Source organism: Bartonella rattimassiliensis 15908, from assembly GCF_000278215.1.
GTDB classification, from domain to species: Bacteria; Pseudomonadota; Alphaproteobacteria; order Rhizobiales; family Rhizobiaceae; genus Bartonella; species Bartonella rattimassiliensis.
Window position 1 is genome coordinate 265166 of the sequence record NZ_JH725065.1, and the last position, 12298, is coordinate 277463.

The window sequence follows — 12298 nt, forward strand, 5'->3', positions numbered from 1 at the left end:
TTATAGAAACTTCATCAAAAATAATTGATTTTCTTAAATCAAATAATACTGTAGAGGAAAAATCATTGTTTTAAGGAAAGCAGTTGATTGGGTTCATTAGATATTATTATCTTTATGCTTATGAAGATATAGGGCGACAGTATTATACTATTTGTCAGTTTTCCAATATTCCAACCGCTTTTGCATTTGATAGGGGGCATGAGAAGAGAGATTTTACGCTTTTCTTAAGCAGTTTTATTTACAGGCTTATTTTACATGGACGATGTGTGAGAAAATATGACATGCAGGAAAATCGTCTTGATTAATTTAGATGGAGTAACATGATAGAGTTGTACTATGTTTAGGTCTACTATTTAACATCGAAAACGATGAATTTCCTATCTAATTAAAAGTTTTTTTTATTAGAAAAATTATTTTGTATCATATATTGGGTTATTGAGAAGGCTTATATTGTAGGATATATAGATAGAGGGAAATAAATCTGTTTTTTAAGATTTTTCTTGTTGTATTCTATCTCTTAAAGATTTATTGCGTTTTATAAAGCTGAGATTATATCATCTAGTCATCGGCTTTTATGATAAATTCTTTAAGGAAAGTTTTTCTGAATCAGAATTTTATTTTGATAGAGTGGGAAATATCTGAGATTTAACTATAGGAGATAAAAATGTTTATTACGAACGCTTATGCTCAAGTTGCAGGCGATGTTTCCGGTGGATTTCCATTTGCTAGCGTTGTCCCGCTCATTTTAATTTTTGCAATTGTGTATTTTTTTACCATTCGTCCCCAGCGTGCACAAATGAAAAAACGGCAAGAAATGCTTAATGCAGTTCGTCGTGGTGATACAGTTATAACGGGTGGTGGCATTATTGGCAAGGTTAAGAAGGTTCATAATGATAGTGATGAATTGGAGGTTGAGATTGGTGAAAGTATGAATATTCGTATTATTCGCTCAACATTGTCTGATGTTCGCGTTAAAGGTGAACCGATTGCGGAAAAAAAAACAAAGATTAATGCTAAAACAAAAACTCCACAAAAGTTTAAATCTAAAACGGCAGAGAAAGAAAATGTGAGTGTATCTGAAGAGAAAAAAGCTATATCAAAGGAAAACGGGGAAAGTGCATCTTAAGGCGTGAGTACAGTTTATACATTTAAAAAAATACTTGTATAATAAAGTGTAGAAATGTAGAGATAGTTTCATTGGAGGGGTGGTTTTTATAGCGGATACGGAAGATGGTAGCTTTATTTCGTTTAGATTATTAAGTGCTTTGTTTATGGAATATTACAGAAGGTTTTCCTGTCTTTATAAACAATATTGTTTTTCTATAGAGGTTTTTTTTAAAAGTAAATAATAAATAAGCTGAGAAAATTTTTTAAAGGTAGATCTATTTAAATAAGTATAGCATTTAATCACGGCTTGTTGTTAAATTTTTATGTATTTGTGTATGAGTAGATGAGGGAAATTTCTACCTTGCTACTTTTGTAGGCTATGGTTAATATATTAATATTTGTATCCACGTTCTGTTAGCTTTTATGTTGAGAAAGAAAAGACAATTGGATTTTCAAAAATATAAAGGGTGCTTATTCATGTCCGATGCAATTCAAATTCGTGAGGCGCATTTTCCAAATCGTGCACCGATTGATGCTTATGGAAATGGTGGGTTTCGTTTTGCTGATATGTCGCATAGAGGTTCTATTATTTGCGTCCCATCAGGTATTTATGGCATCGATATGGTAGGGCCTATTCCTACTCAAGGGGATATATCTCGTGTTTTAGAAGAAGCATCTGAGATCGAAATTTTATTAATAGGTACTGGGATTGAACTGTTACGATTACCTGAAGATTTACGGGGTCTCTTATGGGAAAAACGTATTTCATCAGATACAATGAGTACAGGAGCAGCGGTACGTACATTTAATGTTTTATTGGCTGAAGATCGCGCTGTTGCTGCGCTATTATTTGCGGTAGAATAAAATATTATTTAATAAAATAAACGCCTTAGTTTATCAAGGCTCATGTAATATTATTCATTCGATGAAGTTTTTGTGATCAACGTTTCTTCTATAAGGGGATAGCGTTGTCATCTATTTAGTCAAAGAGTACTTTGCGTTGTTTGCTATCCCAAATTTCACTATACATGTTACGGTTAGTTTTTAATCGTTTTTACGACAAATCAAAATTTTAAGTTCTATAAGATAACTTTTATCAAAAAAGTTATTTATTTAAGTTTCAAAGAATTTCTTTCTAAAAGAAAAAAATGATTGATGCAAATATTGCAAAATGACATCAATAAAAATATTTCTATCATTTCAGGAAATATAAAACAATATCATTAGGTATCAACAAATCAGTATTTATAACGATTGATGTTTATATCAACAAAATATTATATGATTTACATGGAAAAAGCTATAAAAATTATAATTTATCTGATTTTGTAGAATGATTTTATAAGTATAGTAATATTACGAAGTTTTGCATTTCAGGGAGGGGTAATAATATACGAGTTAAAAAAATAATTAGCTTGCAGTTTAAAGTTTCTTCCATAATTTTTTTGAAAGATTATGTAAAAACAAATAGTTATAATAAAAAAAATTTAGTTTATAGGGATTGTGGAGGGATCTTTGTTGATAAAAGGCAGGAACATCTTTTCAATTCATGGTTGGAAAGTTTTGTGTTTTATGGCGTTGTTTTTCTAAGAGGAAAACACGTGCTTTTATCACTGCTTGTAAATAAACATCCAAACCTAATGCAGCTGCATGCTTGAGACAAAGATTAAGACGGTTCAGTGCTTTTTCTGTTGTTGAAGCTTTTGTATGCCAAATAGAGGAAAGAGTATGGCGTATCTCTATTTGGGTAATTTCTGAAACCGGCAGACAACCTAATTTAGGGAGAATATGAAGGCGTAATGGTAAAAACCAATCCCCAGCCTTTCCATCATCTTTTAATTTAGCTTTACGACTTTCAAAAGTCTCTAAAGCAATATCTTTTAAATAATGGAGATTACGCATTGCTTCACGCTTTTGTTTTTCACGTTCTTTAATGGGGTCACGACCCTCATGCAAAACAGAGCACCATTGATTTGCTAATTTACGAGCTTTTTTTAAAGAGACATGTCTTAAGGCACCCAATCCCATTTCGCGACGACGTCCGTGAATGGTATACCGTAAAATCCATTGAGCACCTCCATCTTTACGCTTATGGAGAAGCAAGCCAGCACCATCATTATATTTGCCAGCTCCCAATGTTGCGACAATCCTTGCATTAAGACGGTTCATAAGAGCAATTTTTAGTCCTTTCTTATATAAATTTTATCCACACATTCATCCCACTTGTTATGTGCAAATGAGTGATTTTGATTGATGCAACATAAAGAGATTTGAAATGAGAGAATCCTACGTTATTCGAGCTTCTCACTCAACATACAAAACAGTGAATTATCATTATAAATCAATGCCTTGTAAGATAAGGAAAAGAGTTAATTATCACATTCAAAGCTTCACTTTCAACGCTTAGCTTCTCTACTGCTCATCGCGATATTTTTCTAACAAGGGCGGAAGATATATATACAATCTCTGGTATTGCTATGAAGTAAAAAAAAGAAACAGGTTTGTGCAGATATTCTTGATTGGGTTCATCAGAAAAATGTACAATAAATTACCTCTGATTATATAATTTTATTGCCAAATAGTGAAGGTGATTTTTAGAAATGCCACCTTGTCGCCCTTATTCTCATTGGGGATATTAAAACGCTCAAGTTTTATAAAGTGGATTTTAAAACAGAGAAATATTTAGGTTTTTCTGAAGAGAGTACAAAAGATTTTATGGATCATGCCCTTACTCTTGCATGAAGTTATCGATTAGGTTTTCAAAAATCCCTTTCACTTTAACTCCTGATGCTAAAACAATGTTTCTTAACGAAGAAGAGATTTTCTTAATCATGAAGAGCACGAGAAAACGTTTCAAAAGTTTAGGTTGGTTGGTTTATGGAATCGAGAGAAAAGAGAATTTTTTAGCAGTCTATCAATTGCCAGATTGCGAGGTACAAATTCTTTACAATAATGAAATTGCAATAGATTCTCTGCAATTTGATGTTGGGTTTTCGATCACTATGGGCATTCTTGCTGCTGTTTGTAGAGCCATTGATCTCATAAATTCTCAAAGTTTAACCGGATCTATAACTGTATTTTAATAGAAATGGGCTGAAAATTTTTGAAGAAAAGATTAACGCAAGTCGCTTAGAGTTAGAGCTTAATTATACTGTGGAATGAGCAATAGAAAGTATTGATCTTCTTCAGAGTATTGGTTTTAAATACGGTATAGCGCCTTGGAAAACAAGCATAATTGCTAAGTGCGACGATGCGCATTATAGTTTGCTTCATAATGGTATTCTTGCTTTGTTGAATGCTATTGAGTCTTTACAAGTTTATCATAAAAGTTTTATGGAAAGAGATCATTTAGATTCTGATAATAATATTCAAAAGGCTTTATCTTGAACGTGCAATGATTATGGCACTAGGAATAGCAAGGATAAAGCACCCGAGCTATGATTTGATTAAGAAGGTGGAAAAGAGTTTTCTAGCTGCTTAGAGATTACAGTCTATTTTGTTTTAAATAACTTGCTTACGCAAACAATAATAAAGGATATCTATTGACATTAAAGATACTCTTTTAAGTGCATTTATATGCTGTAAAAAGGAGATAGCTCCACAGTAGAGATTAGCAAGGAATTCAATTAAAAATACTTTTTTGTTTGTTTTTCATAGTAAAATTTCAACATAAGAGAAATAGGCTATTGATAAGGAGAATTTTAATATAGGTGAATCAGAATGTTAGAGAGAATGAACTAGGAATATATTCAAAAAAATAATTTTATGGAAACCGTTAGCTATAAGTTCATCAATTAATCATAAATTGATCTATCACGATAATTAATCGTTTTGTAACTTAAAGGAGATTTTCGATAGTGACATTCTCTCATTTCAAGCCTATTTATATTGATGGGTTCTATCTAATTGAATATATGAGTAAAATTATAGAAAAGGATAAATTTTTGTTGATGAAAGAAAAAATAGCTTGCGGAGTGTAATCCTTAAAAGACTTTCTTATATGTCATTATGATTGCATATTTAACAGTTTTTTGGTGAAAGAGCGTGGTAAGGTGTTGGATGTCGTTTCTTTGATTGCCATTTTCAGCAACCTGCACAGTATGTTAGTATTTTTACGACGTTTTTCGTTTTTTTCATATCGCTTTTGAATTGGAATGAATAGAACTTAATATAGAGATTCTCGAATCTGTAAAGAGTATAATAGTTCCTTAAAAATATTTTATTTTTTCGTCCCTCATTCTTAAATATGAGTAAAAAGGGAATATTAATTTAATTGCTAAAGTAAGGGACGTTAATAGGTTCATAGAATGATAAGTTCTCTTCCTTATTGTCTTGATATTTTACGTACCATGGATCGTGATCGCTATATATCGGTTTTATTTGCACCTAAAAAAAAGCGCCAAGCATTGGCTGCTCTTTACGCATTTAATGCTGAAATTTCCCGTATTCGTGAAAGTGTCCATGATCCATTCATAGGAGAAATACGGTTACGTTGGTGGTATGATTCTATTGCTCATGGTGAAATACAAACGAGTGGAAATAATCCTATTTTGAGCGATTTGTTGACAGCAATGCCTCTTTTGGATTTACCTAAGGAAGCTTTTTTACGTTATTGTGATGCACAAATTTTAGATCTTTATCACAATCCAATAGAAACACTTCATGAGCTTGAGCATTATTGTAGTGAGACGGCAAGCATAATTTTACAACTTTCTTGTCAGATATTAGATCCTGATGTTGCACAAGATTTTACAGATGTCTATGAGCATGGAGGGATTGCTCAAGGATTAAGTGGTGTGTTGCGTCTTTTATCATTTATGCAATCACGATATCAATATTATTTACCTACTGATATGTTGAAGGCTTTAGGGGTGAATAGGGAAGATTTAAAATCTCATCGTCTCAGTGATAAACAAAAGTGTTGCATTGTTGAGGCTATGGTAGCATTATCACGTGATTACTATACCCAATTTTACGAGTATTCCTGTTCTTTACCTCAAGTTCTTAAGCCAGCATTTCTCCCATTGGTAATTATACCGGCTTCTCTTCAAAAAGCTATACAGCTAGGAGCTGCAACTTTTCAAGAAAATGCAACTTTACCATTGATACATCGCTATTGGTTGATAACAAGAGCAGCAATAAGCGGTAATTTTCCAAAGATATTGTAAAAGAATATTACTACGTTGGAATTAGAATGATTTTTTCATATTGAAGATAGTAGGAGATATTGGATTCAAAAGTATTTCTTTGTTATAAAAAACATTATGTTGGTGGCTTATGAACGCAAAAGAATAAGAAATTTTATGATTTTGAAAATACTATATATTTCCTCATCAGTAATATGTTTTATTCAATGTATTGAGATGGGTGAGCTACTGAGAAGGTACAATATGGAATGAAGCTTAATACATTATTTTATTTAATGAAGAATTTTTGATATTGAATCCTCTGAATGTATTGTTCACATCTCATTTGTGAATAAAATATAATTTCTATTTTATTATGAGAAACGTTATCATGGCAGTCTATTAAGTCTATAGACATAAAACTCTCATTTTTGAAAAATTACGAAACGATGATTAATAACTAGCATGATATATGAACATATTGATAATAAAAGTTTGTTTTTTTATATTGAATGAGAGCTTTGAATAGAAGGGGACTTCTTCATTTTAAATCATTTTTATCATGAGTTTTTAAAATAGTTCTTTATCTATTATAAGCCGAGTGCGTAAATAAAAACCATTTAAGGAGGAAACAGTACATTCCTTATAAATCAATATTCAGCAGGAATATAATGAGCTGTAAATAAATGATAATAGGAAGATTCATCGCTTAATTGACGACAATATTTACAGGATTTATATAGATAATACTTCTTAATGTATTGAAAAAGCAATTCTATATTCCATTTATTATTTTCTTGTAAATCCATATAGGCTCTGATTTGCAAGAAAATTAATCATTATACAAGTGCTGATCCTAAGATATGAGTAAAAAAAGATTCCTCTTATCCTTTCCACGATAAACGAAGAGCTGATAGAAACTTTATGAAATAAGTTCTCTAAATTATGCATATGCACAGCCTTTTTATTGGAGAGCATTGAAGATCTTATTATAAGTCGTATTATTAATTCCCAAAGGATGTTCTTTATTAGCAATTTGTAGCATTTCTAACTTGAGATCTTCTCTTATCATCATATCTATATTAGCGCGGGTGTCAGATGAAAGAGTATGAGGTGTAATGTCTTTAGGCGTCGTTACAGTTTTGATTTGATAAATGATACGATTTGTTGCAATCGGACCTTTTATGATACCATAATGACCTTTGGGACCAGAAAATAATGCTTTAACACCTTCAATACCAAGAGTTTCAGATGAATCTTGACGCCGAAGGGCTTGTGTTGTGTGTTTTGTAACACCGAGTGTACGAGCAAGAGAAACAAGATCTTTTCCTTCAGTGAGCTGTTTAAGAACACTTCGGGATTTTTCATCAAGAAGGCGTTGAGCTTCTTCATTTTTCCATTGAGAAAGAATATCTTGTTTGGCTTCTTCAAGTGTTTTATCGCGTGCAGGGATAATTTTATCAACTTTATACCAAAGATATCCACCACCTTGAAAAGAAAGGGGATCAAGATCAACTTCTTCATTTGATTGATAGATGGCATTTAGTAAGATATCTTTTTGAGGTAAATCCGTAAGTGTTGTACCATCAAGCGTTTTTCCCGTTTTATCAATAGTAATTGTACGCAGAGATAATTTGTATTGGTCAGAAAGTTCTTTAAGAGAAGCGCCTTCAAAGCGAGCATTTTCGATTGCTACATAATTTTTGCGAATAACATCAGTAGCACGATTTTTGGCAAGAATTTGGCGAATATTTTCTTCTACACGTTCAAAAGGAAGAGAGCTTGAAGGTTCAATATGTGTGACCCGAATAATAACAGGCCCCTGGACATCATTTATTACAGCACTGACTTGTCCTTGTTGAAGTTCAAAAATCTCAGATGCTAGATGGTTAGAAAGTTCATTTTCTGCAAGAGGTCCTTTTTTTATGTCATTAAGAGTCTTTTTTTCAGCTTTTACCAATTCATCAAAGCTCAACCCATCAGCTATTTTTTTTGCTGCGTTGTCGGCTTTTTCGCGCGTGGGGAAACGCAGTTCTTCGAATGTGCGTTTTTCAGGAGTTACAAAACGTGAAGCATTTTGTGTATAATAGGCTTTTGCCTCATCTGTTGAGATATCTTTAGGTTTTATGAAATCATTAAGTTCCATAGATAACAAAGAAACAGTGCGGTATTCTGGAACACGAAATTCACGTTGACGTGTTTCAAACCATTTTTGTAGTGTTTCGTGATCAGGATCGGCAATTGATTCGTCTTCTTTTAGATCAATAATAAAATAATCAGCAATCCGCATTTCTCCTTGATACAGAGCAAGCGCTTTATAAAAGAGATCTGGTGCTTTCATATTAGAAAGTACAGCTGAAATAAGTTGTTTACGCTTTTCTTTTCTGGTGTAATAATTAAGAAAAGCATTTTCGTTGATATTTAAATGCTGAAGATAGTTATAAAATAAATTTTTATCAAAATTGCCATTCATTTGGAACATATTATCAGTCCCAATCACATGAGCTATTGTATCTTTTGAAAGACTTATTTTCATTTTACGTGCTTGTTCATCAAGCAATGTATTTTGCTGTAATTGATTAAAAACAAAAGCTGGAATCTGGTATTGCTGCATTTCATTTGGCGTAAACATTCGTCCAAGATGAGCAGCATACGCTAAACGTGCGCTTTGATCGGCAAGTGCGAGACGATAATCATCGACAGTCACGGTAGACTTTCCAGAAGTAATAAGATCTCTTTCACTTTTGGTATGTAATTGTGGTATCCCCCATAAAAGAATGAAGCATAAGAGTAAAAAAGCAAGTAAAATCCTGGCAATCCAAGAATTTGTAGCATTTCTTATGATGTCAAGCATTGTTCAATTCCATTTTTAATATGAGTTATTATCAAAGCAGTAATAGAATTTGCAATAAAGACACGAAAGATGCAAGCTTTAAAGACTTGCTTTCATTTTATAATTTGATACCTACAGATAGACAATGTATTATGATAAATTTTGAGGTGAAAGTATGTCTCCAAATATTCGGCCTTTTCTTGCTGGAAATTGGAAAATGAATGGAACAAGTGAATCGCTTGGGGAGTTACGTGCTATTGCTACAGGCGTTAGCTCTGATCTAGGTCATTTGTTTGAAGCTTTAATTTGTATTCCAGCAACGCTTTTATCGCGTGCTTCTGATATGCTGGATGGTGAAAGTCTTCTTTTAGGAGGACAAAATTGTCACTTTGAGGATCATGGTCCTTATACTGGAGATATTTCAGCTTTTATGCTTAAAGAGGCGGGAGCCAGTCATGTTATTATTGGGCATTCAGAACGTCGTATAGCGTATCAGGAAACAGATGCAATTGTTTGTTCCAAAGTGCAAGCAGCATGGCGAGCAGGGCTTGTGGCTCTTGTGTGTATTGGTGAAACATTAGAGGAGCGCAACAATAATAAAGTTCTGGATGTTCTTGCGCAGCAGCTTGAAGGGTCTTTACCAGATGATGCAACAGCAGAGAATACCATTATCGCTTATGAACCTGTTTGGGCGATAGGCACCGGTAAGACAGCGACTGTAGAAGATATTGCAAAGGTACATCATTTTATTCGTGATAAGATGTGCTCTCGTTTTAGCGTTGAAGGAAATAAGATGCGTTTGCTTTATGGTGGTTCTGTCAAGCCATCCAATGCCTTTGAGCTTTTAAGCATTTTTCATGTTAATGGTGCTTTGATTGGTGGAGCAAGTTTAAAAGCGATTGATTTTTTAACTATTTGCGATGTTTGTCGTAAATTATAGTAGAGAAATTTGAGTTTTCTCCTTGGATTGTGTGTTATTTATGTATAAATAACCGTGAAAGATTTATTTGAAGAGCAGAGTTTATGCAAACAGTACTTATTGTTATTCATTTATTGATTGTGATTACTTTGGTTGGGGTGATCTTAATCCAACCTTCAGAAGGTGGTGGGCTCGGTGTGAGTAATAGCTCAGGGGTGATGAAAGCCCGTGGGATTCGAAACCCATTAACCCGTTTGACGGCTATTTTAGCATGTTGTTTTTTTGTTGTGTCTATTGGACTTAGTGTTGTGGGAAGTATATCAAATTCTGGTTCTGATATTTTAAAGCGCATACCGGTTAATTTAGAGCAGAATTCTACCAATAAGAGATCAGAATCAGTTCCATCATCAGATGGTGATTCTCAACCTTCTATTCTTGAACAGCTAGAAGGAATTTCAGATTCTCCGCAGGAACGAAAACAGTCCACAAAGCCTGAAGCAGAAAATCCAGTTCCACCAGTTCTTGAAAATCCAGTTCCGGACAACAGTGCAGAATAGTTTTTTAAAAAATATAAACTTGTAAAGAGGTGATTTTTTCACCTTTTTTATTTTAGAAGAAAAATTGTTTCTTTTTGCATTTTTTGCTAGAAAAATCATTATAAATTGCTTATCACTATAAGCCCATGGCACGTTATATTTTTATTACTGGTGGTGTGGTTTCTTCTCTTGGAAAAGGCATCGCAGCAGCGGCGTTAGCAGCACTATTACAGGCTCGTGGTTATCACGTGCGGCTTCGCAAACTTGATCCTTATTTAAATGTTGATCCAGGGACGATGTCACCTTATCAACATGGTGAAGTATTTGTAACCGATGATGGTGCAGAAACGGATCTTGATCTTGGTCATTATGAGCGTTTTACTGGGTGTTGTGCAAATAGCCAAGATAATATTACAACAGGGCGTATTTATCGCAATATCATTGAACGAGAACGGCGGGGTGATTATTTGGGGGCAACAGTTCAAGTTATTCCTCATGTTACAGATGAAATTAAGCGATTCATTACGACGGGCAATGAAAAATTTGATTTTGTTTTGTGTGAAATAGGCGGAACCGTTGGTGATATCGAGGCTATGCCTTTTTTAGAAGCGATTCGTCAGCTTGGTAATGAACTCTCTCGACAAAATGTTGTTTATGTCCATCTTACATTAATGCCTTATATTTCCTCGGCAGGTGAATTAAAAACAAAACCAACACAACATTCCGTCAAAGAATTACAATCAATTGGTATTTCTCCTGATATTTTGCTTGTGCGTGCAGATCGGTCTATTCCAGAAACAGAGCGGTGCAAATTATCACTTTTTTGCAATGTTCGCGCCAAAGCCGTGATTCAGGCATTAGATATGCCAACAATTTATGATGTTCCTATGGCATATCATAAAGAGGGGTTGGACTCTGAAGTTCTTTGCGCTTTTGGAATCGATACGGCACCTCTTCCTCAGATGGATCATTGGGAAGATATTACGCATCGCCTTCATCATCCTGAAGGAGAAGTTACGATTGCTGTTGTAGGAAAATATACGGGTTTAAAGGATGCTTATAAATCTCTTATTGAAGCGATTGCGCATGGTGGTTTAGCGAATAAAGTGAAGGTTCATATTGAGTGGATTGATTCGCAACTTCTTGAAAAAGAAGATTCCATTTCAGTTTTACAAAAAACGCATGGAATTTTGGTTCCTGGGGCTTTTGGAGCTCGAGGTGCAGAAGGAAAAATTCGAGCAATTCAATTTGCACGAGAGCGTAAAATTCCATTTTTAGGGATTTGTTTTGGAATGCAATTGGCTTGTATAGAAGCTGCGCGCAATATTGCACAAATTAAAAATGCTTCATCAAGTGAGTTTTGCGAAACAGAAAATCCAATTGTCGGTTTAATGACAGAATGGTTCAAAGGCGATGTTCTTGAAAAACGGGCAAGAAATGGTAATCTCGGTGGATCTATGCGTCTTGGTGCTTTTGCTGCTGAATTAAAGGAAGAAAGTCATATTGCTCAAATTTATGGGATGACAAAGATTGTTGAACGACATCGTCATCGTTATGAGGTCAATATTGATTATAAAGATAAGTTAGAACAGTGTGGTTTGATTTTTTCTGGCATGTCTCCTGATGGTATTTTGCCAGAAACCATAGAATATGCAGATCATCCATGGTTCATTGGTGTTCAATATCATCCAGAACTAAAATCACGCCCTTTTGATCCACATCCGCTTTTTTCTTCTTTTATTGAAGCCGCTCTAGCACAAAGTCGATTAGTTTAATG

Annotated in this window: 9 protein-coding genes and 1 pseudogene; 8 read left to right on the forward strand and 2 right to left on the reverse strand. The window is 33.9% G+C overall.

From position 1 onward, the window contains the following. Nucleotides 1–664: 664 nt before the first annotated feature. Nucleotides 665–1126 (forward strand): preprotein translocase subunit YajC, encoded by a 462-nt coding sequence (gene yajC, locus MCY_RS04035; protein ID WP_007347099.1) that lies wholly within the window; start codon nucleotides 665–667, stop codon nucleotides 1124–1126. A 458-nt stretch (nucleotides 1127–1584) separates the two neighbouring features. Beyond that, nucleotides 1585–1971, forward strand: a complete 387-nt coding sequence (locus tag MCY_RS04040) for an Mth938-like domain-containing protein (protein WP_007347100.1) — start codon at nucleotides 1585–1587, stop codon at nucleotides 1969–1971. A 681-nt stretch (nucleotides 1972–2652) separates the two neighbouring features. Here the strand turns inward: MCY_RS04040 and MCY_RS04045 are convergent. Then, nucleotides 2653–3285 (reverse strand): annotated as a pseudogene (locus MCY_RS04045) (integrase arm-type DNA-binding domain-containing protein); the annotation flags it as partial. A 480-nt stretch (nucleotides 3286–3765) separates the two neighbouring features. Here MCY_RS04045 and MCY_RS10305 point away from each other — a divergent pair. From MCY_RS10305 to MCY_RS04055, 3 genes are all read left to right on the forward strand, one after another. After that, nucleotides 3766–3849, forward strand: a complete 84-nt coding sequence (locus tag MCY_RS10305) for a hypothetical protein (protein WP_425277833.1) — start codon at nucleotides 3766–3768, stop codon at nucleotides 3847–3849. Between the two features lie 89 nt (nucleotides 3850–3938). Further along, nucleotides 3939–4190: a hypothetical protein gene (locus MCY_RS04050; protein WP_244427304.1), complete on the forward strand. Its 252-nt coding sequence runs from the start codon at nucleotides 3939–3941 to the stop codon at nucleotides 4188–4190. Nucleotides 4191–5414: 1224 nt separating this feature from the next. Beyond that, nucleotides 5415–6275, forward strand: a complete 861-nt coding sequence (locus MCY_RS04055) for a phytoene/squalene synthase family protein (RefSeq protein WP_007347103.1) — start codon at nucleotides 5415–5417, stop codon at nucleotides 6273–6275. A gap of 922 nt (nucleotides 6276–7197) precedes the next feature. Here MCY_RS04055 and MCY_RS04060 read toward each other — a convergent pair. After that, nucleotides 7198–9087: a peptidyl-prolyl cis-trans isomerase gene (locus tag MCY_RS04060; RefSeq protein WP_007347105.1), complete on the reverse strand. Its 1890-nt coding sequence runs from the start codon at nucleotides 9085–9087 to the stop codon at nucleotides 7198–7200. A gap of 154 nt (nucleotides 9088–9241) precedes the next feature. On the opposite strand from MCY_RS04060, the gene tpiA reads away from it, so the two are divergent. The 3 genes from tpiA to MCY_RS04075 all read left to right on the forward strand — a co-directional run bounded on the left by tpiA (nucleotide 9242) and on the right by MCY_RS04075 (nucleotide 12296). Beyond that, on the forward strand, nucleotides 9242–10006 hold the full coding sequence (tpiA, locus tag MCY_RS04065; RefSeq protein WP_007347106.1) for a triose-phosphate isomerase: 765 nt from the start codon (nucleotides 9242–9244) through the stop codon (nucleotides 10004–10006). A gap of 83 nt (nucleotides 10007–10089) precedes the next feature. Then, on the forward strand, nucleotides 10090–10542 hold the full coding sequence (gene secG / locus MCY_RS04070; protein ID WP_007347107.1) for a preprotein translocase subunit SecG: 453 nt from the start codon (nucleotides 10090–10092) through the stop codon (nucleotides 10540–10542). Between the two features lie 125 nt (nucleotides 10543–10667). Then, nucleotides 10668–12296, forward strand: coding sequence for a CTP synthase (locus MCY_RS04075; RefSeq protein WP_007347108.1), 1629 nt, complete (start codon nucleotides 10668–10670; stop codon nucleotides 12294–12296). The last annotated feature ends 2 nt before the right edge of the window (nucleotides 12297–12298 follow it).

Coding starts and splice junctions, on each gene's coding strand:
- yajC (WP_007347099.1), top strand. CDS start 665: ATGTTTATTACGAACGCTTATGCTCAAGTTGCAGGCGATGTTTCCGGT.
- MCY_RS04040 (WP_007347100.1), top strand. CDS start 1,585: ATGTCCGATGCAATTCAAATTCGTGAGGCGCATTTTCCAAATCGTGCA.
- MCY_RS04050 (WP_244427304.1), top strand. CDS start 3,939: ATGAAGAGCACGAGAAAACGTTTCAAAAGTTTAGGTTGGTTGGTTTAT.
- MCY_RS04055 (WP_007347103.1), top strand. CDS start 5,415: ATGATAAGTTCTCTTCCTTATTGTCTTGATATTTTACGTACCATGGAT.
- MCY_RS04060 (WP_007347105.1), bottom strand. CDS start 9,087: ATGCTTGACATCATAAGAAATGCTACAAATTCTTGGATTGCCAGGATT.
- tpiA (WP_007347106.1), top strand. CDS start 9,242: ATGTCTCCAAATATTCGGCCTTTTCTTGCTGGAAATTGGAAAATGAAT.
- secG (WP_007347107.1), top strand. CDS start 10,090: ATGCAAACAGTACTTATTGTTATTCATTTATTGATTGTGATTACTTTG.
- MCY_RS04075 (WP_007347108.1), top strand. CDS start 10,668: ATGGCACGTTATATTTTTATTACTGGTGGTGTGGTTTCTTCTCTTGGA.